This window comes from Chthoniobacter flavus Ellin428 (assembly GCF_000173075.1).
Lineage (GTDB): Bacteria > Verrucomicrobiota > Verrucomicrobiia > Chthoniobacterales > Chthoniobacteraceae > Chthoniobacter > Chthoniobacter flavus.
Map to the genome: position 1 here is coordinate 69,328 of NZ_ABVL01000013.1, position 19,440 is coordinate 88,767.

The 19,440-nt window shown below is 60.7% G+C and carries 18 protein-coding genes and 1 pseudogene; 9 read left to right on the top strand and 10 right to left on the bottom strand.

The window, feature by feature from the left end; all coding sequences use genetic code 11:
- Window positions 1-17: 17 nt before the first annotated feature.
- Window positions 18-899 carry an ATP-grasp domain-containing protein gene (locus CFE428DRAFT_RS19845; RefSeq protein WP_006981415.1) on the bottom strand — a complete coding sequence of 294 codons (882 nt, stop codon included), beginning with the start codon at window positions 897-899 and terminating at the stop codon, window positions 18-20.
- Between the two features lie 129 nt (window positions 900-1,028).
- On the opposite strand from CFE428DRAFT_RS19845, the gene CFE428DRAFT_RS34070 reads away from it, so the two are divergent.
- Both CFE428DRAFT_RS34070 and CFE428DRAFT_RS19855 read left to right on the top strand, forming a co-directional pair.
- Entirely contained in the window at window positions 1,029-1,688 is a 660-nt protein-coding gene (locus CFE428DRAFT_RS34070) for a basic secretory protein-like protein (RefSeq protein ID WP_006981416.1), read from the top strand.
- A 30-nt stretch (window positions 1,689-1,718) separates the two neighbouring features.
- Window positions 1,719-5,360, top strand: a complete 3,642-nt coding sequence (locus tag CFE428DRAFT_RS19855) for a bifunctional proline dehydrogenase/L-glutamate gamma-semialdehyde dehydrogenase (RefSeq protein ID WP_006981417.1) — start codon at window positions 1,719-1,721, stop codon at window positions 5,358-5,360.
- A gap of 83 nt (window positions 5,361-5,443) precedes the next feature.
- Here CFE428DRAFT_RS19855 and CFE428DRAFT_RS19860 read toward each other — a convergent pair whose 3' ends face one another.
- From CFE428DRAFT_RS19860 to CFE428DRAFT_RS19870, 3 genes are read right to left on the bottom strand one after another with little or no spacing between them, the layout of a single operon-like run.
- Window positions 5,444-6,508 (bottom strand): transporter substrate-binding domain-containing protein, encoded by a 1,065-nt coding sequence (locus CFE428DRAFT_RS19860; RefSeq protein ID WP_006981418.1) that lies wholly within the window; start codon window positions 6,506-6,508, stop codon window positions 5,444-5,446.
- Window positions 6,509-6,526: 18 nt separating this feature from the next.
- Window positions 6,527-8,041 (bottom strand): MBOAT family O-acyltransferase, encoded by a 1,515-nt coding sequence (locus tag CFE428DRAFT_RS19865; protein WP_006981419.1) that lies wholly within the window; start codon window positions 8,039-8,041, stop codon window positions 6,527-6,529.
- Between the two features lie 53 nt (window positions 8,042-8,094).
- Complete coding sequence (locus tag CFE428DRAFT_RS19870) at window positions 8,095-9,141, bottom strand: hypothetical protein (RefSeq protein ID WP_131989467.1); 1,047 nt, start codon at window positions 9,139-9,141, stop codon at window positions 8,095-8,097.
- 220 nt (window positions 9,142-9,361) lie between these two features.
- On the opposite strand from CFE428DRAFT_RS19870, the gene CFE428DRAFT_RS19880 reads away from it, so the two are divergent.
- The 3 genes from CFE428DRAFT_RS19880 (at window position 9,362) to CFE428DRAFT_RS34075 (ending at window position 12,032) form a co-directional block, all read left to right on the top strand.
- Window positions 9,362-9,910 carry a M15 family metallopeptidase gene (locus tag CFE428DRAFT_RS19880; protein ID WP_006981421.1) on the top strand — a complete coding sequence of 183 codons (549 nt, stop codon included), beginning with the start codon at window positions 9,362-9,364 and terminating at the stop codon, window positions 9,908-9,910.
- 198 nt (window positions 9,911-10,108) lie between these two features.
- Window positions 10,109-10,939, top strand: coding sequence for a fumarylacetoacetate hydrolase family protein (locus CFE428DRAFT_RS19885; protein WP_006981422.1), 831 nt, complete (start codon window positions 10,109-10,111; stop codon window positions 10,937-10,939).
- A gap of 28 nt (window positions 10,940-10,967) precedes the next feature.
- Complete coding sequence (locus CFE428DRAFT_RS34075; RefSeq protein ID WP_006981423.1) at window positions 10,968-12,032, top strand: DUF4126 domain-containing protein; 1,065 nt, start codon at window positions 10,968-10,970, stop codon at window positions 12,030-12,032.
- 94 nt (window positions 12,033-12,126) lie between these two features.
- Here CFE428DRAFT_RS34075 and CFE428DRAFT_RS19895 read toward each other — a convergent pair whose 3' ends face one another.
- A complete protein-coding gene (locus tag CFE428DRAFT_RS19895) occupies window positions 12,127-12,774 on the bottom strand; it encodes an RNA polymerase sigma factor (protein WP_006981424.1) in 648 nt (215 codons plus the stop codon).
- Between the two features lie 407 nt (window positions 12,775-13,181).
- Between CFE428DRAFT_RS19895 and CFE428DRAFT_RS19900 the strand changes: the two genes are divergently transcribed.
- The 4 genes from CFE428DRAFT_RS19900 to CFE428DRAFT_RS19910 all read left to right on the top strand — a co-directional run bounded on the left by CFE428DRAFT_RS19900 (window position 13,182) and on the right by CFE428DRAFT_RS19910 (window position 15,545).
- The gene (locus CFE428DRAFT_RS19900) at window positions 13,182-13,439 is read left to right on the top strand and encodes a hypothetical protein (RefSeq protein WP_006981425.1); all 258 of its coding nucleotides are present in this window, start codon (window positions 13,182-13,184) and stop codon (window positions 13,437-13,439) included.
- A 144-nt stretch (window positions 13,440-13,583) separates the two neighbouring features.
- The gene (locus CFE428DRAFT_RS19905; protein WP_006981426.1) at window positions 13,584-14,237 is read left to right on the top strand and encodes a carbonic anhydrase; all 654 of its coding nucleotides are present in this window, start codon (window positions 13,584-13,586) and stop codon (window positions 14,235-14,237) included.
- A complete protein-coding gene (locus CFE428DRAFT_RS34080) occupies window positions 14,234-14,758 on the top strand; it encodes a glycoside hydrolase family 71/99 protein (RefSeq protein ID WP_006981427.1) in 525 nt (174 codons plus the stop codon). The genes CFE428DRAFT_RS19905 and CFE428DRAFT_RS34080 overlap by 4 nt, the downstream gene beginning before the upstream one ends.
- A complete protein-coding gene (locus tag CFE428DRAFT_RS19910; RefSeq protein ID WP_006981428.1) occupies window positions 14,739-15,545 on the top strand; it encodes a glycoside hydrolase family 99 protein in 807 nt (268 codons plus the stop codon). Before CFE428DRAFT_RS34080 ends, CFE428DRAFT_RS19910 begins: the two co-directional genes overlap by 20 nt.
- Window positions 15,546-15,552: 7 nt before the next feature.
- Here CFE428DRAFT_RS19910 and CFE428DRAFT_RS19915 read toward each other — a convergent pair whose 3' ends face one another.
- From CFE428DRAFT_RS19915 to CFE428DRAFT_RS41225, 5 genes and pseudogenes are all read right to left on the bottom strand, one after another.
- Window positions 15,553-16,338, bottom strand: coding sequence for a S8 family peptidase (locus CFE428DRAFT_RS19915; protein ID WP_006981429.1), 786 nt, complete (start codon window positions 16,336-16,338; stop codon window positions 15,553-15,555).
- Window positions 16,335-16,940 carry a GAF domain-containing protein gene (locus CFE428DRAFT_RS19920; protein WP_006981430.1) on the bottom strand — a complete coding sequence of 202 codons (606 nt, stop codon included), beginning with the start codon at window positions 16,938-16,940 and terminating at the stop codon, window positions 16,335-16,337. The genes CFE428DRAFT_RS19915 and CFE428DRAFT_RS19920 overlap by 4 nt, the downstream gene beginning before the upstream one ends.
- A 56-nt stretch (window positions 16,941-16,996) precedes the next feature.
- A complete protein-coding gene (locus tag CFE428DRAFT_RS19925) occupies window positions 16,997-17,761 on the bottom strand; it encodes a hypothetical protein (protein WP_131989471.1) in 765 nt (254 codons plus the stop codon).
- 74 nt (window positions 17,762-17,835) lie between these two features.
- A pseudogene (locus tag CFE428DRAFT_RS19930) lies at window positions 17,836-18,862 on the bottom strand (methyltransferase).
- Window positions 18,863-18,947: 85 nt separating this feature from the next.
- Window positions 18,948-19,301, bottom strand: a complete 354-nt coding sequence (locus CFE428DRAFT_RS41225) for a LamG domain-containing protein (RefSeq protein WP_420196891.1) — start codon at window positions 19,299-19,301, stop codon at window positions 18,948-18,950.
- Between the last annotated feature and the right edge of the window lie 139 nt (window positions 19,302-19,440).

Consider the following 19,440-nt stretch of genomic DNA (forward strand, 5'->3'; position numbering starts at 1 on the left):
ACCGGCGGTTCGCTGAATCAGCCGATCCCGGAGATTCTGTTCCACAATTGCAGAAGTGGAATCTGCGACACACCGGAGAACTGCGCGTCGCCTGCTTCGATGACGATCCAGTGGCCATCTTCGAGCTGGCCGATATCGATGGCCGCATACGGCACCTTCATTCGCGCGGCGGCTTGTTGCGCCAAAGCTCGCACATGCGCTTCTTCATCCGCGGACAAAGCCCTCAGCGGATCGTCTCCTTCCCAATAGTATCCCATCCCGAGTACTTCGCCCGCATAGATAAACAGGCGATATTCACGGCCGAAAGGAAATCCCTCGGCCGAACACCGCGAGTGACGCAGCGCCACGACCTTCCGCAAGACAACGCGGCCTCGGCTGCGATTTTCCAACTCCAGTAGCGTCCGAGTCAGGCGGCGCAATTCATCCAGCGTTTCGGCGACACACGCTTTCCAACCCCGTGCTTTCCGGGACTGCACAGCGCCTTTCACGAAAATCGGCAATCCCACTTCCGCGACCGCTTTCGCACATTCACCCTCGCTGCTGACGATCACACTTTCCGGTGTAAGCCCCTGCAGAAATGGATAGGCCGAATCGAATTCCTGAGCCACACGATGCTGGGCTGGCGTGTTCAAGAGTTGAATGTTTTTCGCGAGCGCCGCTTCGTAGATCTGCCCGTAGCGCTCAAGCGTCGGGATATAACCGATCCAAACACCGAGTTGCCTTTCAGCAAAGTGAGGAACCATCCACAGCGCCCCCTCTGCGTCCTCGCAATCCGTGAAATCTGGTGGGATGTGAAAGACTTGGCAACCGACCAACTTTGCCGCATTCGTCGAGGCCGCAATATCTCGGGCGCTCGCGGAAGGCGGTAGTTGCTCAGCACTTTCTGTCAGGACAATCATCGGCACACGCGATTACAGCAACTCCCCGCGGCATGGAACCGGATTTTCAACAATCCACACCAGCCGTGTCATACGAAGAAAAGCGCCTCCGTCGGCGACGCTTTATTCGATACAGATATCGCACCCCCTATGACATCGACTTCCCTTTTCCCGCGTTTCCTCGCGTTCACGCTTTGTTCGGCAAGCTTCGCCCTGGCCGACCCTGCATTCAAAGTCACGGTCGATACTTCCAAGGCGCCGGAGTGCGCGGAGTTTGCGGAGAAGAGTAAGGCGCTGGTCGAAGAGTGGTATCCGAAAATCAATGAGATCCTTTTCGACAAGGACCACCCGTTGCCGGCGTCGGAGATTTCGCTCATTTTCCAGCCCATGCGAGGCGTGGCGAATACGCAGAAGAACGTGCTGCGCATCTCCGCGGAATGGGTAACGAAGAAAGCGCCGAATGACTACGGGATGGTCGCGCACGAATTGACGCACGTGGTCCAGGATTATCGCGGTCAGGGCGCCGGGTGGCTCACCGAGGGGATCGCCGATTACATCCGCGACCGCTATTTCGAGCCGGGCGTGCGGCATCACCACATCGATCCGGATAAGAGCAGCTATCGGGACGCTTACGGCACGGCGGCGACCTTTCTCATCTGGCTCGAAGAACACAAGGACAAGGACATCGTCCGCAAGCTGAACATCGCTTCGCACGACGGCAAATACTCGCCCGAGCTCTTCAAGGAATACTGCGGCGCGGATCTCGATAGTTTGTGGAAGGAATTTGCGGAGACCTACCGGAAGCAGTGATGTTGAAGGAGAAGGCCCGGCCATTTTCCTATGAAGACTGCTTTCGATCCCGAATTGATTGAGCGGGCCATTCTCCTCGCGCGCGAATTGCAGGAGCGGGCCAGTGCGCTGCAGACGCCCGCGGAACGCCGCCAGCAGGCCGAGCTCGATCGCATGCTCCAGGTGCCGGAGGACAAAGCGACGCTGGTGCAACTCACCGACCGCGCCTTTCGCGCGCACGCCCCGGAGCGCGTCGCCGAACAATTCACCCACATCCTCGATGTGCAAGGAGTGCCGCGCTTTTTCAGCCCGCTCGATCGTGCGCTGTTGCGTGGCTTCCAGACCTTCGGCGGGTGGTTGCCCGGCGTGTCCGTGCCGCTGGTGAAGGATCACATGCAACACGAGACGGCGAATGTCGTCCTGCCCGCGGAGCCCGAAGTCCTCCACGAACACCTGCAAGCGCGGCAGGAGGAAGGCGTGCGGATGAACGTCAATTTTCTCGGCGAAGCGTTGCTCGGTGAAGAAGAAGCCCAGCGACGGATGCGCGGCTATCTCGACGCGCTGAAATCACCGGACATCGAATGCCTGTCGGTCAAGATCTCGACGATCTACTCGCAAATCTCCGCCATGGCGCGCGCACACACCATTCGCGTGCTTTGCGATCGACTCGAACCGCTTTATCGCGCCGCCGCCGGCGCCACATTTCAACGTGAGGGCCGAAGCGTGCCGAAGTTCCTCTACCTCGACATGGAGGAGTATCGCGACATGCGCCTCACCGCCGAGGCCTTCATGCGGACGCTGGAGCGACCGGGCCTGGAAAAGGTCAGTGCGGGCATTGCCTTGCAGGCCTACATTCCGGATTCCGCGCGCGTGTTGCGCGAACTGACGGCGTGGGCGCACCAGCGGATCGCCAAGGGTGGCGGGCCGATCACCGTCCGTATCGTGAAAGGCGCCAACATGGAAATGGAGCGTGTGGAAGCGTCGCTGCGCGGCTGGCCCCAGGCGCCGTTCAAGACCAAGGCGGAGACCGATGCGAATTACAAACGCCTGCTCACCGAGGCGATCACGCCACAAAATCTGGCAGCGGTGCACATCGGCGTGGCCTCGCACAATCTTTTCGACCTAGCCTACGGCCTCGTGCTGGCCGATGTCGCCAAGGCGGGCGACCGGGTACAATTCGAAATGCTCGAAGGCATGGCGAATCACCAGCGTCGAGCGCTTTTCGAACGCTCGCGCAATCTGCTTCTCTACGCGCCTGCCTGCCGGAAGGAGGATTTTCTCAACGCCATCGGCTATCTCATTCGCCGGCTCGATGAAAACACTGGTCCGGACAATTTCCTGCGCCATGCCTTCAGGCTGCACGTCGGCACCGAGGAGTGGAACGCGCTCGAACGCGGTTTCCGTGAGGCCTTTCACCTTGGGATATCCGATGCACCACGGCGGACGCAAAACCGGACCGTGCCTCACAACGAAACGGCCCGCGAGGAAGCGCCGTGGATGGAGTTAGTCAACGAACCGGATACGGATTTTGCTTTGCCGCAGAATTCCGATTGGGCGGAGCAGATCGTCCATGCTGAAGGGCCTCGCTCCGTCGAGATCCAAAATCGAGATGGGGCGCTGACGGAGCAGCTTCCTCCGAACGAATCGCTCCCCCGCATCCCGCTCGTCCTCGGTGGAGAAACGATCCGCAATCGCGAGACACGCCCATGCCTCGACCCTTCGCGGCCGGGAGTCACGCTCTGTGACTATGCGCTGGCCACCGACGATGATGTGGATCGCGCCGTCGCCGCGGCACACGCCGATGTCACCGGTTGGCGATCGTTGAGCCATCAAGCCCGCTCCGCCATTCTCGGCACCGTCGCCGCTGAGTTGCGCAAGGCTCGCGGCGCACTCATGTGGGCGGCGCTGGCCAATGGTGGCAAGACGCTCACCGAATCCGATCCGGAGGTTTCCGAGGCGATTGATTTCCTCGAATTCTATCGCGCATCGGCCCGGGAGTTTTTCGAACTGCCGACGCTCGAGGCGCGCGCGCTCGGTGTGGTCGTCGTTGTCCCGCCATGGAATTTTCCCATCGCCATCCCCTGCGGCGGGATGGCCGCGGCGCTGGCCGCCGGCAATACCGTGATCCTCAAGCCCGCGAGCGATACCGTGCTCGTCGCATGGGAACTTTGTCAGTGCTTCTGGCGCGGCGGCGTACCACGGGAAGTGCTGCAATTCGTCCCCTGCCCGGGCAGCGGTGCGGGCCAGCGGTTGGTTACGCATCCGCATGTCGATGCCGTCATCCTCACCGGCGGCACCGCGACCGCGCTTCATCTTCTACAGGCTCGTCCCGATTTGCGACTCTTCGCCGAGACCGGGGGCAAGAATGCGACCATCGTCACCGCTCTCGCCGACCGCGAACAGGCCATCAAGCACGTGCTCCACTCCGCTTTCAGCCACAGCGGACAGAAGTGCTCGGCCACATCTCTGCTCCTGCTGGAGGCGGAAGTTTACGACGATCCCGCCTTCCAGCGCATGCTGGTCGACGCCGTCCGCAGCCTGCATGTGGGCTCCGCGTGGGATTTGGAAACGAAGATCGGTCCGCTCATTCGTCCGCCCGCCGGCGAACTCGCCCGCGCACTCACCGCGCTCGAACCCGGTGAGTCGTGGGCCGTCGAACCTCTTCAAGTCGGCGACAATCCGCATCTATGGTCGCCGGGAGTGAAGTGGGACGTGCAACCCGGCAGCATCACGCATCACACGGAATTCTTCGGCCCGTTGCTTGGCGTGATACGTTTCACCAAGCTGAGCGAAGCGATCTCGCTTGTGAACGCCACGGGTTACGGGCTCACCTCCGGACTCGAATCGCTCGACGAACGCGAGCAGGCGGAATGGCGCGACGGCATCCGAGCCGGCAACCTTTACATCAACCGCGGGACCACGGGCGCGATCGTCCTGCGGCAGCCCTTCGGCGGCGTGGGCAAGTCCTCGTTCGGACCGGGCATGAAAGCGGGCGGACCAAACTATGTGGCGCAGTTCCAGTCGTTCACCGAACGGCAGACCGCAACGAACAACCGGCTCGTCCAGCAACCGCGCCTGCGCGATTTGCAGGAACGACTCCTCGCGGTCGAGATCGATGCCCCGGCCAGCGAGGTCACGGGCGTGCTCGCGGCGATCAGCAATTACGATCGCTGGATGCGCGAGGAGTTTGGACAGGCGCACGATCATTTCCGGCTCATCGGCGAGGACAACCTGCGTCGTTACCAGCCACTGCACGAAATGCGCATCCGCGTGCATCCGGCGGATACCGTGTTCGACATCTTCGCGCGCGCTTGCGCTGCCCAGACGGTTGGCTGTCGCGCGCTCATCAGCACTCCGCCGGACCTGAATTCGAAAACCGTCCAGATACTCGATGATTTCACCGATGCATGGGGCGCGACGATCGAGTTTCTCCGGGAGACGGACGAACAACTCTCCAGCGCGATCCGCGGCGGCGAAGTCGAGCGCGCCCGTTTCGCCGCCCCAGATCGCGTCCCTATCGTCGTGCGCGCAGCTGCCGCCGAAGCCTTCGTCCATCTCGCCGACACCCCCGTGCTTGCGGAAGGACGAGTGGAGCTACTGTGGTACCTGCGCGAACAGAGCGTCAGCGATGATTATCATCGATACGGGAATCTTGGAGCGCGCTCGGAGGAGCGCCGCGTAGAGCCGTTGTGAGGAAGTGCCAGGAGCCAGGTGTTCCCCGCCCAACGCGAGATTGTGCGCCACATGGCTCCGGTTACCTGGTTCCTGGCGTTCCGCTACGGCGTCGTTGCAAACCACTTCTTGTCCAAATCCTCGAAGTATCCTTCCTCACCAAGCTTGAGCAGCGCTTCGTTGATCTGTTTGCGCAACGGACTCTTGTCCACGAGCGCGAAGCCATAGTCCTGCTTTTCAAAAAGATCGCCGACGAGGTGCAGCTTCGCGTTCGAGTTATTGCTGAGATAGAACTTCAATAGCGGTTCGTCGTAGACAACGGCTTTGATATCTCCCGCGATGAGCGCGCGGCAGGCGGCATCCACATCGGGATAAGTTTTGGGGGTGATTTGATTGCCCTGCAGAAAGCTCACCGTCGAACTGCCCCCGACCGTTCCGACATCCTGTCCCTGCAAATCGCTGACCGTCCGAATGTCGCTCTGCAGCGCGTCCTTGGTCATGGTCGAGGTGAGCGTCGCAGTCACATAGGAATAGAACGCCACGCCGGCCAGCATCCACACCACGCCCAGGAGACGGCCTGCGACCCTCGTCGGCGCAATGTTTTCACAGCCCAGGGTGACGAGAAAGCAGACCGACCACCACAGCGCATTCAGGATTCCGGGAACGTAGTCGCTATCGAAGGAATCGGAGCCCTTGCGTCGCTCGAAGAACCACAGGATGTGCGCGTGGATGACGATGGCGACGAGCAGGAGCCCGAGAATCTTGAAGATATCGAGCTTGAGAAAAGCGCGGAACGGCGACTTTGTATTCGCCTCGTTCACGAGAATGCGCAGCCCGGACTTGTAATAGGGATGACTGAAATCGATCACTGCCTCGCGTTCCGCAGTGATGCTCAGCGCGCCGAGGCCCACATCGGCCTGCCGCGCTTTCAAGGCATCAAGAACTTCCGGCACCGTGGCCACGGTCTTGAACTCGTAGTCGAGCTTCGCCTCCTCGGCGACCCGCTTCCAAAGGTCAATGCTATAGCCGACGGGCGCGCCGCCCTTGTCGAAAGCGAAGGGCTTCGCCGGTTTCACCAATACCGTGAGCTTCTTCACCGGAGTGGCGGCATCCTGGCCCATCAATAAGGCCGGAAGCGCGAAGAAGAGGAAGAGGAGGAAGGAACGCATGATGACGGAAAGGTGGCGCTAAAACTGGAAGTAAATGAAAGGCTTGTATTTTACCGGCACAAAAAGCAACGCAACAGCGATACCGATGCCAAGCAGAAGGGCGCAGGCCCAATCCGGCAACCGGCGCCACCACGTGCCGAGGATGCGTTGCGAATTGAGCCAGTGCAGCACCGCAAGCACCGCGAGGACGATGAAGCATTCCGGACTAAATGCATTCCTGCCGTGACCGCCGGTGAAAGTGAATTCCTTCAGCGTGATCCACGCATTGTGCAGGCCCGTGGCGGTGATCGCGTGGGTCTTCTCGTTATAAGTCGGCGCGGCGCGGAAGAAGATCCACGTCACGCACACCCAGAAGAAGGTCAGCGGTACGGCGAGCACCGCGATCGCGCGACGCAGTAAGACGCCGGTATTTTCGCTGAGGCGCACCCATTCGCGATGCACGATCAGGGCCACGCCGTGGAGCCCGCCCCAGATGACGAAGTTCCACGAAGCGCCATGCCACAACCCACCGAGCAGCATAGTGAGCATAAGATTGCGATAGGTGTAGAGCTTCGTGCCACGATTGCCGCCGAGCGAGATGTAGAGGTAATCGCGCAGCCACGTGCTGAGCGAGATATGCCAGCGGCGCCAGAACTCGGTGATATTGCCCGAGAAATACGGGAAATCGAAATTGAGCGTGAGCTCGTAGCCCAGCAATCGCGCAGTGGCGATAGCCATGTCGGTGTAGCCGCTGAAGTCGCAATAGATCTGCACCGCGTAGAAGAGCACGCCGGCCAGCGCGCCGAGGTGGCTGTATTTTTCGGGCCCGGCGAAGAATTGATCGGAGAACGGCCCGGCGAATTCCGAGACGCACGCCTTCTTCACGAAGCCGACGTAAAAGAGCGTCGCGCTGCTGCGCACATCGACATTCGCCCACTGGCGCTTCACGGAAACCTGCGGGAGAAAGACCGTGGCGCGGACGATCGGACCGGCGACGAGCTGGGGAAAAAACGAGATAAAGAACGCAAGATCGAGGAACCGCCGCACCGGCTCGAGCCGCCGCCGATACACATCGATCGAGTAACTCATCGACTGGAACGTGTAGAAACTCACGCCATAGGGCAGGATGATCTTCAGCGTGTGCAGCGAAGAATGCAGGCCCACCCAGTCGAGAAAACCTCCGGCGCTGATGATGAAGAAATTGAAATACTTGAAAAAGCTGAGGACGCCGAGATTCACCGCGAGGCTGACGAGCAGCCACGCCTTTCGGCGTCCTTCCGAGGCCGCACCCGCGATGCCGAGACCGACAGCGTAGTCCATGCAGGTCGAGGCCCACAGCACCACCGGAAACCACCAACCATCCGGCAACTGCGCCCACTCACCGTGCGTGACGTGCGCGAAGAACTCCGACGGTTTCCCGATGAAAAAGCACGCGTAGAAAGTGTGACTAGCCAGAAGCAGCCACCACTTGCGCGCGGTATTGCTGCGCAAGGCCCAGTGCACGCCGAAGATGACGGCGAAAAAGATGAGGAAGCGAAATTCGACGAAGAGCACTGGGCGAAATTACAAGGAAACCGCGAAGCACCGAGAGCGGTGGAAAATTGGCGTCACCAGGTCATCCAAGCCGTGGTGAAGTGTTCCGCGAGTTGCGTTGTGAACTCTCTCGCTCCAGCCTCATTCAAATGTCCCGGATCGTAGTGCAATTCCGGAAGATAAAGCCGTGGGTATTTCGAGGGGCTATCGAAGTAGAAACCGAAAAAGGCACCTCGGGGGCACGCTGTAAAATGCTCCTCCGGTCGCACTGTGGGTGGAATTACCAGAATCGCTTTCGCCCTCGTCTGATTTACTTTCCCCAAGATGTCATCCAGCGCAGCAGCGAAACCTGGGCGCCAATGTTCGTGAGTCGAAGCCTCTTCGAAAACCCGAATCTGGCGTCGGTACTCTTCCTGGGCCGCCTCGCTCCATTCGGTCGCGGGTTCGGGGTCAAAACCCCGACGCGAAATCCAACTCGTATCGACTTTCTTCCTCGCCGGGAAATAGCGCTGCTCCAGCCATTCCGCACCGCGGCCGGGGTTGGTCATGTTTTGCACGAACTCATGCGCATGGGTCGCGAAAAGCCCAACCTTCTCGTTGAAGGACAGCGGCGATTCCGCCACCAACCGCAGAGCCATGCCGGTGTGCGGCACATCATGCCAGTACACCGAGCGCATGGTCGGAGCCTCGCCCTCCGCCTGACCGAGGCGGTAGTCCATCAGTTCGATGAAGACGTTGCGCAGCTTCTTCGGATGGAGCGCGAGCACCTGACGCAGGTAGTAATAGCTCTCCGGTGGCCACATGCCTGAGTAGCCGAGATTGAACGAATGCGTAGGCACACCATTCTTCGCCGCCGCCTCATCGAACACTTGCGGGATAATCCCATGCCGGATGCGGCTTGAGCCGATGAAGATGGTATCGAACTCATCCTTGTGCTCCGCGAAGTAGCGGAAGCGCGGCGCGATATCCGGCACCGACGGGAACGGCAGGCGCGAGTGCAGCAGGCCGCACGTGCCGGCAAACGCCACCAGGAACAGCGCCACGATCAGGGCGTGATGCGCGATACTTGGGCGGGCGTTGGTGGACGGGACGGCGACTGCGGCCCCTGCGGAATTCGTCACGCGCCGCATCGTAGAGCGTCACCCTGTTAGACAAGGAAATTGCCACCACCGGGAAACGCACCTACACTCTTCCGTTGCATGCGTCTTCGAAAGGCTCACGCTCGGTCGGTGCGCACTGGCGATTGTCCTTCCAATCGCTGCGGTTGGTCAACCGCCGGACATCCCGGAATCGGGCCGGGCAGTCCCGCGCAAGGTCGTCTTTAGCCAGCGCGGCGAAGCCATGGTCGATATCGCGAAGGTTTGCCCCGGGATCGTCGTCGAGATGCGCTATGCCACCGATCGTAATGCCGCGCACGCCGTGATCTATCCGCTGCGGGCGCGTGCGCTTGTCCGCAAGAGCGTGGCGAAGCGGCTGCGCCAGGTGCAGAGCGAATTGAACAAGGTGGGGCTGGGGCTGAAAATCTGGGACGCGTATCGCCCGGCGTGGGCGCAGGACGCCCTGTGGAAGGCAGTGCCCGACCCGGAACATCTGGTTGATCCCGCCCGGGGCGGATCCTATCACACTTGGGGCATAGCGGTGGATGTGACGCTGGTGGATCTGCAAGGACGCGAGCAAAGGATGCCTTCGGATTTCGACGACTTCACCCCCGCGGCAAAAGCCGAATATGCAGGCACCGATGGCGGGGTGGCCGCGCGTCTGAGGGTCCTGCGCACGGCGATGTTCAATGCGGGCTTTGCCGCGATCCACGACGAATGGTGGCATTTCTCCGCGCAAGACGCCTACCTCTTCGCTCCGGTGGACATGGCGCTCGAAGACAACGGCAATTAAAGGGGGAAGGGGGCGGTTTCTTAATCTTAATCTTAATCTTAATCCCCCACGTCAGAGAGTAAGATTACGATTAAGATTAAGATTAAGAAAAGGAATCCCCCTCATCCGCTCTGCCCCACAGCGGAAAAGGCTGGCGGTCGGCGGTAAAACATCAAGAATCGCCGACCCACCCATCTTCCCCAACCTGCCTCTTCACTCGTGAAAATCATCCGCTATCAATCCCCTACCGGCGAAATCGGCTATGCCCAGGAACACGCTGACGGCACGGCTACGAAGCTGCGTGGCTGCCATTTCGATTCCTTCGAGCAAACCGGCGAAACGGCTCCGGTAGCCCGCTTGCTCGCGCCGCTCGAACCGACGGCGATCCTTTGCATCGGCCTCAATTACCGCCAGCACGCGATCGAGACGAATGCGCCGCTGCCGCAATATCCCGTGCTCTTTTTCAAGAACCCCGCATCCGTGCAGCATCCCGGCGAACCAATCGTGCTCCCGCGCTGGCTGGCCAGCGAGAAGGTCGACTACGAATGCGAACTCGCCGTGATCATCGGCAAGCGGGCGAAGAACGTCCCGCGCGAGCGTGCTCTGGAATATGTCTTCGGCTACACCTGCGCGAATGACGTGAGCGCCCGCGACTGGCAGCGCGAAGGCGGTGGCACACAATGGTGCCGCGGCAAATCGTTCGACACCTTTGCCCCGCTCGGGCCCCGGATCGTTACCCGCGATGAAATCCCGAATCCGCAGGCGCTGCGCATTCGCACGATCGTCAATGGCGAGACGCTGCAGAACAGCTCCACGGGCGACATGATTTTCGATGTGGCCACGCTGATCGAATTCCTGAGCGGCTCCACGACGCTGCTGCCCGGCACCGTGATTCTCACCGGCACGCCGCAGGGCGTGGGCATGGCCTTCAATCCGCCACGCTTCCTGAAGGCGGGCGACAAGGTGACGATCGACATTGAGAATATCGGCGCGTTGAGCAATCCGGTGATCGACGAAACGCCGACCGGCGCGACGAGTTTCCGTTTGTAAAAGCCCCGCGGGGGCGAATAGTGCGGTTATGCAGATCCTGCAAACTTTGGGCGTGGCCCTCGGGCTGGCGTCACTCGCAGGCCTGAATCTTTATCTCACGGTTTTCGTCACCGGACTGGCCATCCAGCAGCACTGGGTCGATGTGAGCCAGACCTATCCGGAACTCGCGGTGCTCGCGCATCCCGCGGTGCTGATCATTTCCGGCGTGCTCTATGTGTTGCAATTCTTCGCGGACAAAATTCCGTGGGTGGATTCGCTCTGGGACGCCGTGCACACCTTCATTCGTCCGGTCGGCGGAGCGTTTCTGGCGCTGCGCGCGATGAATGGGGTGCTCGGCAATACCGATCCGACCATGGAAGTGGTCGGAGCCTTGCTCGCGGGCGGGGTAACATTGACCACTCACACGATGAAGACCAGTACGCGCCTGGTCGTGAATCATTCGCCGGAACCGTTTTCCAATATCGCGCTAAGCGTGGGCGAAGATGCGGCGGTGTTTGGCGGGCTCGTGCTCATCAAGCACGACCCATTTCTCGCGCTTATCGTCTTCACGGCGATCCTGCTGCTTTTCGCCTATCTCGCGCCGAAAATCTTCCGCGGAGCGAAGGTGCAACTCTGGCTGATTTGGAAAAAGATTTCGTCGCCGGCCGCGGATAAATTGCAGAAGGAGCTTTCCAAGACGCTACCGGAAGAGCTGGAGATTCCTTTCTTCACGGTGAATCTCGAGCGCGATCCCATTGCCTGGGCGGCGCCGTGCGTGAGCACTTCGGCACGCGGGTTGCCGGGTAATCTCTTCGGCTTCCTGGTCACCACCGAACGCCCCGGGCCGAAGCTCGCCTTTCTCGCCAAGCGCCATTGGAGACACGCGGCGGTCGAACTCGACCTGACCGGATTCCGAGTCGCACATGAGCCCCGGTTTCTCAGCGAGAACGTGGCGCTCTATCAGCAGGAGAAGAAGCCGAAATACGTTTTCCTCTTCGCTCGCAGTCAGCGGGCGATTGCCAAGGCGGTGGTCGCCAGCCTCGAGGAGCGCCTGGGGGCCAGTCGACCGACAGTCGAGGAACCGGCGCGCACGGAAGAGCCGGCGTTGTCTTAACTCCGACGGATAGGAGGAATGGGACCGACGGGAGGAACACGAACCCAGCGGCCGATCGGCGTGCGCTTTTACTCCACTCCGAAACACGCTGGGCTCACCACTTTGCAGAGCTCGAGGAAATCTCCCACTGCAAATCCAGCCAGGGATCTTTCTGGCGCACATACCCGAGCGTCACGCCGGCGATGCTTTTCCGGGCTCGCTCGAGGTCACGACTGATCTTCGCTTCCGAGCAGGAGAACATGACGGCCAGTTCGCGGCCGAGCAATCCATTGGCGTGGGCCAGTTGCACCAGCACGAAATCCTGCGCGTCGCATTCGTGAAAGGCCGCTTCGACCGCGCCACGCATGATCTCGAGGAGCGGCGCTTCGACTTGAGGAGGCTCGTGCACCGGCGGAACCGGCTTTCCCTCCGGAGGATCGCCAATGACGATCGGATCTCGTTTCTCGCGGCGTTTTTGCTGGACCAGGCGGTTCAGCGCAACGGCCTTGAGCCACGCCTGCAGAGCGGAGTTACCCGCGTAGGTAGCCAGTCGCGGCCGATTGCCAGGACGTTCCGCGAGGCAATCCGCCCAAAGGCTATCGGTCACATCCTCCGCCTCGTGCGGGGTCGCGCCACGATGCAGAAGATATTCCTTGATCGGGTTCGCGTAAGTCTCCTGCAGTTGCCGAATCGCCCGTACGTCGCCCTCCAGGCATTTCTGCGCGAGCAGAAAATCTTCGGGGTGAGGTAGGACATCGAGCATGGCGCGCGAATCGTGAAAAGCCCGGCGACGAATTTCAACGGCAAATTACAAGAGATGTGGATTTGCGAGGGGAACGCGGCGATCTCACAAGACCGCGCCCCCCTCGCAAAATTCCCGCGACAGACAGCGCCCACCAACCCCAACCCACCCACTTTCCACCGCCCTCCACGTTTCCGCGCGGCACCCGCTCTCCGTATCCCCCACACCCACACGCCCGGCGGGCGCTATCTGTCAGCGAAGGCTCCTCCCAACACCCACTGCCTTCACCAGCTAAGACGCGGGTTTGTCGACTTCTTGCAGCGAAACCGGCATTTTTCTGAAATAATTTCTGATGGTCAGGTTTTCCCTCACAAACATTCGTTTTTTCTCTGCAAGAATTCACAAAACCGTCATCTAAGCCGGTAGTTATGAGCGACGATGATATTTCCCTTTTAATCGAATTCTTCGAGCGCTGTGGTCCCGAAGTGAAAGGTCATGGCTTGATCGGGCTCCGCGTGGAGCAATCGGCTATGATCGAGCGATTTATCGCTGGCCGGTGTGATGATGCAGAACGGCGCGAATTGTCGCGCTTCCTGCAGCTCCACCCGGCATGGATTCGCTGGATTGCAGAGCGCATCAAGACCGGGCGTGACTTGGATGAGGTTTCGCCGGCCACCGGCAGTTAATTGGCCGGCGCGAACGGCGGAAGTTGGACCGCCGTGACGTGGTGGAGCGTGTCGATTCGCGGCGACACGGAAGGATGAGCGAGCGTGTTCATCGGGAATTGCCTATCCCACAGGTCGTGGTCTACTGGCGATGACCCTGCTGCCATGAAAATTCCTTCCCGAATCTCCGCGGTTCTTTTGTCTCTCCTTTTACCCGCTCTCGCGGCGGCAGCGGACCATACGAGTCCCTCCGTGGGCGCCGACGTAGCGCTGGCGCGATTGAAAGCCGGCAATCAACGTTTCGCCAGCGCTTCCGTTAGCAGCAGCAAACCGGTCGCCGCACGGCGGGCGGCCACGGTCAATGGCCAGCATCCCTTTGCCATCATCGTCGGTTGCGCCGATTCGCGCACGCCGCCGGAGATCATTTTCGATCAAAGCATCGGCGACCTTTTCGTGGTGCGCGCGGCGGGCAATCTGGTGGATGACTACGGACTGGGCAGCATCGAATACGCCGTTGAGCATCTTGGCGCCCGGCTCATCGTGGTCCTCGGACATCAGAAATGCGGGGCGGTGCAGGCAGCTCTTTCCGGTGGAGAAGCGCCCGGGCACATCCATGCGCTGGTCAGCGCGATCCAACCGGCGGTCCAAGCGACGAAAGGAAAACCGGGGGATCCTCTGTCCAACGCGGTTCACGAAAACGATGCGCTGGTCGCGGAAAAGATTCGCAAGAAAGCCAGGCTTGGCGATCTCACCTCGCAAGTGCGAGTGGTCGAGGGCTGCTACGATTTGCGGACGGGCAAAGTGGAATGGGCGAAATGAGAGTTTCCTGGATCGCCTACGCTGTCGCCACCGCGGTTTCTCTCACCAGCGCGACGCCGCATCTTCGCGGCGCGCCCGCTCCCTCGCGGGAGGAAGTGCTCGCCGCGACACTCCGGCCGTACACTGGCGAGTCGGTGCACGGAGTCGATACGAGCACGCTGACCGGCAAGGTGATGTGTGGTTATCAAGGCTGGTTCAACTGCGAAGGCGATGGCGCCAATCGCGGCTGGGTGCACTGGGTGAAAGGCCGCGGCATCCCCTCGCCCAGCAATATCAAGGTGGACCTGTGGCCCGATGTCTCGGAGTTGGGTGCCGACGAGCGTTTCGACACGGCGTTTCATCACGTGGATGGCACGACCGCGCAGATCTTCAGCTCTTTCAAGGAGGCGACCGTCCTGCGGCATTTCAAATGGATGCGCGATTACGGCATCGATGGCGTTTTCGTGCAGCGCTTCGTCGGGGGAGCGCGCTCGGCGGATTTCCAGCGCCAGAATAATACCCGTGCTCGCGCATTGCCGTGAGGGCGCGAATCGCAATGGCCGCACTTATGCGCTGATGTACGATCTTTCCGGCCTGGGCGCGGGACGCATGGATGAAGTCATCGATGACTGGCGCCAGCTTCGCACCCGCATGAAGCTCGGTGAAGATCCCGCCTACCTGCATCATCGCGGCAAGCCGGTGGTCGCCGTGTGGGGCATCGGTTTCAATGACAAGCGCGCTTACACGCTCGACGAATGCAAGCGGCTCATCGAGTTCCTGAAGAGCGATGGCTGCACCGTCATGCTCGGTGTGCCGACCTACTGGCGGGAACAGAAAAACGATGCCGTTCCCGATCCCGCGCTGCACGATATCATCGCGCTGGCGGATATCGTGAGCCCGTGGACGGTAGGCCGTTATCGCTCACCGGATGACGCCGCGCGCTATGCGGAGAAGCAAATCAAGCCCGACATCGCGTGGTGCACGGAACATCATCTCGACTATCTGCCCGTCCTCTTCCCCGGCTTTTCGTGGCGCAATATGTATGGGCAAAGCACGAACGCCATTCCGCGCCGAAGCGGGGAATTTTTCTGGCGGCAGTTTCACGAGGACAAGACCGCCGGGGCCAACATGCTCTACGTCGCCATGTTCGATGAAGTGGATGAAGGTACCGCGATCTTCAAATGCACCAACGACGTGCCACCGCCGAGCGAAGCACCATTTGTGACTTTTGAAGGGTTGCCGTCGGATTACTATCTGCGGCTCACCGGGCAAGGGACGAAGATGCTGCGCGGGGAGTTGCCGGTGGACAGCCCACTACCGAAACCATAGCCGCGCCTTATCGCTCGTTTGGTCCGCGGATTTCACGACTCCACGGGGTCGCGATACGTTGGAACAACACCTTGGTCTGTAGCGGATCGAGATCGGGAATTTCGCTCAGCAGGCACGCCAGCATCCCCGTGACACGCGGGGCGGCGAAGCTGCTGCCGGTGACTTTCTTCGTTCCGCCGCCGGACCACGGCACATCCACATCCACACCGCGCGCGGCGAATTCCACCAGGTGGCCCGGCTTGTAAAAAATGCCGAGATTATCGTCCGTCCGCGCCATGTTCACCGTCAGAACCGAGGTGAAAAACGCCGGCCATTCGGGCCGGCCGTAGTCGGCGTTGTTGCACGCCGCCACCACATGCACGCCGCGAAGGTATGCTTCATCGACCCAGGCCTTGTACTTGAGCACATGCTCGAGCACACCGCAGCCCAGGCTGCAGTTGAGAATGTGATAGCCGCGCTCGATGGCCTGGCGCGCGCCTTCAAGAATGATCGCCGTCCGCGCGGAGAGCGATTCACCGAGCACCCGGATGCTCCCGATCTCCGCTTCGGGCGCCATTTCCCGGATGATCCCGGCCACCGCCGTGCCGTGGCCGAATAGATCGCGCCCTTCGCCAGCCACCACTTTCAAACGGTGACCATCTTCGACAATCGCGAGATCATCGCAGAGCGCGCCTCCGCCAAATGTCGAGTGGCTGGTTTCAATTCCCGAGTCGAGCACCGCGATGCGCACACCACGTCCCCGCCCCCGGCGCAAGGCCGCCGCTGCCTCGGCGGGCGAAATCCAGCACCTCATGTCACGTCTTCGAGTCCGATCGCAAGAGACTGGAGTTGTTGCTCGATGAGACGGCCGAGGACATTGGCCGAGAGTTGCAGCGTCTCGAGGTGCTGCTGGGAAAATCCAGGCGGTTCCGGTTCGTCTGAACTCGGCGCGCGCAGTTGCACGGCCGAAATGACCCCGCGCAATTCACCAGCAAAATAGAGCGGCGTCGCCAGCATCGCGCACGTTTGCAGGCCGAGCTTTTGGTCGAGCGATTTGTCCTGCTGCTGATTCCTGCGGACCTCATTCTCGCACAGCGGCAACTCCGTGGAGACGATCATGCTGATCATGCCCGCACGTACGCTCTGGCGGAAACGCCCGACAAAACTCGCTGCGTTCGGACCGGTGTTGAATCGAGGAATGAGATAATTGCGGCCTTCATCGAGCAGCCACACGGTGCCTTCATCCGCCCCGATGGATTGGAAGCAGCACTCCACGAGCGCCCGCATCGTGGAGTCAAAAAATTCGTCGAAGGCCCCGGTGCCCGCGCGGGCCGCCAGTTCACGCAGACGCGTTCGAACGATGGACCGCAAATGCCCCAAGCGATCATCGTTCAGAACCATTAGTCGTTCGCCCATGATGCCTCTCAGCCTGATTCTTTTGCGGTCCCTTATCAAGCTGCAATCTGTGACGATTATTTGTCCAAAAGTGTCCCACCGCGCAGGCCACTGGGCAACAGCCGCTGCACCGCCGTCGGATCCACCGAAGGAACGCTCGGACCGCGCCCATCCGCCCCGTGCGTGATCGCGTCTTCGACCGTCAGCGCATAAGCCCGAACGGTCTGCTCTTCTCCAAAGGAGTCGGTGTAATGGAAATAGCCCGCCGGATAAATCTTTCCCTGCCACGACTCGCCAGCCGCGCCCTCCAGTCCGTAAATGAAGCCATCGCCCAGCGAAGTCGTCGTCCGCGTATCCTTGTCCAGCATCGTGGCTGCGGCGCGCCCGTTCAGCACGGTGAGTCCCGCGCGCACCCCTTTGGACGTGCCCTGCTCGATGGTCGCCGTGGCGAAAATCACACTCTTCTCGATCTGAATCCGGCGCTCCGCTTCCTGGGGGGAAGGCAACTGGCTCTGCTTCTGATCGATCGCCTGCGCCTGCGCGCGGATGGCGGCCATTTGCTGCGAAATCTGTTGGGACACCGCCTGTTGGTGGGCCACCACTTGGTTGGCCCGATATTCCCGCGCCTTCGCAGCATCGTATTTGAATCGCTTCTGCAATTCATCCGAGAGAAACACGAAATCAATCTTCTCAACCCCTGAATCTGTCTGCACGACCAACCCATCCGGTTCCGCGCGCACGACAGTGGCCTTAAAGGTCGTCCCATCCGCGCGTTTTAGATCCTCGGCAAACGCCAGTATTGGCAACAACACCACCAGCAAAGCAGGAAGATATTTCTTCATATCCATCGGGAACTCAGGCAATCCCCGCACTCTCGCAGAAATCTGCGGGCTGTCGAGTCGTTCCGGCAACGGCTCTACTTGTAAGCGACCGCCGCACTGGAAGGCCCGGCGAGGTGGATCACTTCGAAGCGCTGGAAGCCGACCTCGCCGCACCATTGGCCGAAATCCGCGCCGGAATAATCGAACGCATCGCCGAACTCGATGAGCATGTTGAGCGACATCAGCAGACCTTGCACGTTTTCGCGGCGGGCATCGTCGATCAAAGCCTCGATGGCAACCAACGCGCCGCCGGGCGGCAGCGCCTCGTAGGCCGCGCGGATGAGGTGCTTCTTCTTCTCCAGATTCCAGTCATGCAGGATCATCCCCATCGTAATGACGTCCGCCTTGGGCAGCGGATCCTGGAAGAAATCGCCGGGCGGCCGTCCTCACGCGGCCTTTCAAGCCCGCTGCGGGGATAATGCTTCTTCGCAATCGCCTCGACCGGCGGAGGTCGAAGCTGACGCACTGGAGATGCGAGTGACGCTTCGCCACTTCCGTGCAGAGCAGGCCGGTTGCGCCGCCGACGTCGCACAAGGTCTGCGATTTCGAGAAATCGAACTTTTCCGCGAAGGCTTCGAAATTGAGACGGGAGAGACCCGTCATCGCCCCCATGAATTGCTCCAGCTTGGGCAGGTCGGCGTAGAGCTCCTCAAAAATACCTTTCTGCCCGTGCTTGACCTCATTCTGCGGCCGTCCCGTGCGCAAGGCCTCGGGTAGGTCGTTCCAGAACTTGAACAGCCGCGCATTGAGCATGATCAAGATGCCGCCAATGTAACGCGGGCTGGTCTCATCGAGGAACAAAGCACCCTCGGGCGTGTTGAAATACTTCCCGGGCGCTCCGTCTCCATCGCGGCCAAGAAACTTCATCGCCACGAGTGCGTCGAAAAAGTCCGCAATCGCGCGCGGATGCAATTGCAACTCCGCACCGAGTTCCTCACCCGTGAGCCGGCGACTGCCAAGCTTGGTAAACAAACCAAACTCGACCGCGGTGAGCAGGACCTTGGAATGCCAAAAGCCGAAAGCGGTCTGCAGGATGGAGGAGGGATCGAGCGGAGAGTTCATAAAAGTGCGGCCGCATTGCTAGTGGCAATGCGGCCGCGGACCTCAGCTTTGGTGCAGGGCGCGTGTCCTGCATCCCCCATCCGGCTCAATAATACGGCGCTTCGTCGGCCTGGAACGGAATGTCCAGCACCTCACTCCAGGACAGCACCCGCGAATAGACCCGCACGTCGTCCATCATCGCGTTGAGGGTCGGCGAGCCAATGCGCGGGCCGAAGAGCGTATCGACACCGCCAAAGGTCGAGGGGATGCTCACCGTGCCTTCGAGCACTCCGTTCCGGTAGCGGCTCACGACTCCGGCGGTGCGATCGACTGTATAGGCAAGATGTGTCCAGGTGCCGACGGGAAGCGTACTCGAGGTCCATGATCCCACGCTCGCACCTGTCCCATCCCACAGATACAAGCCAACGGAGCGGCCTTGGTTCCCGGTGATGTACCACACCTTTCTGCAACCAGCCGTTGTTGTTGTTGGAAACGAGTTGCGGCGTGCCCGTTCCGGAATCAGCGAACTTCACCCAGAAGGCCACGGAGAAGGAACCCGAGGGCAACGATGTCGTGCTCAGCGGCGGGCATTGCACATA

What these genes read in the sequence shown, in the direction of transcription:
- CFE428DRAFT_RS19845 (WP_006981415.1), bottom strand. Translation starts at nt 899, where the DNA reads ATGATTGTCCTGACAGAAAGTGCTGAGCAACTACCGCCTTCCGCGAGC.
- CFE428DRAFT_RS34070 (WP_006981416.1), top strand. Translation starts at nt 1,029, where the DNA reads ATGACATCGACTTCCCTTTTCCCGCGTTTCCTCGCGTTCACGCTTTGT.
- CFE428DRAFT_RS19895 (WP_006981424.1), bottom strand. Translation starts at nt 12,774, where the DNA reads ATGCTCGATGTCCTACCTCACCCCGAAGATTTTCTGCTCGCGCAGAAA.
- CFE428DRAFT_RS34080 (WP_006981427.1), top strand. Translation starts at nt 14,234, where the DNA reads ATGAGAGTTTCCTGGATCGCCTACGCTGTCGCCACCGCGGTTTCTCTC.
- CFE428DRAFT_RS34075 (WP_006981423.1), top strand. Translation starts at nt 10,968, where the DNA reads ATGCAGATCCTGCAAACTTTGGGCGTGGCCCTCGGGCTGGCGTCACTC.
- CFE428DRAFT_RS19925 (WP_131989471.1), bottom strand. Translation starts at nt 17,761, where the DNA reads ATGAAGAAATATCTTCCTGCTTTGCTGGTGGTGTTGTTGCCAATACTG.
- CFE428DRAFT_RS19860 (WP_006981418.1), bottom strand. Translation starts at nt 6,508, where the DNA reads ATGCGTTCCTTCCTCCTCTTCCTCTTCTTCGCGCTTCCGGCCTTATTG.
- CFE428DRAFT_RS19920 (WP_006981430.1), bottom strand. Translation starts at nt 16,940, where the DNA reads ATGGGCGAACGACTAATGGTTCTGAACGATGATCGCTTGGGGCATTTG.
- CFE428DRAFT_RS19855 (WP_006981417.1), top strand. Translation starts at nt 1,719, where the DNA reads ATGAAGACTGCTTTCGATCCCGAATTGATTGAGCGGGCCATTCTCCTC.
- CFE428DRAFT_RS19900 (WP_006981425.1), top strand. Translation starts at nt 13,182, where the DNA reads ATGAGCGACGATGATATTTCCCTTTTAATCGAATTCTTCGAGCGCTGT.
- CFE428DRAFT_RS19880 (WP_006981421.1), top strand. Translation starts at nt 9,362, where the DNA reads ATGGTCGATATCGCGAAGGTTTGCCCCGGGATCGTCGTCGAGATGCGC.
- CFE428DRAFT_RS19915 (WP_006981429.1), bottom strand. Translation starts at nt 16,338, where the DNA reads ATGAGGTGCTGGATTTCGCCCGCCGAGGCAGCGGCGGCCTTGCGCCGG.
- CFE428DRAFT_RS19905 (WP_006981426.1), top strand. Translation starts at nt 13,584, where the DNA reads ATGAAAATTCCTTCCCGAATCTCCGCGGTTCTTTTGTCTCTCCTTTTA.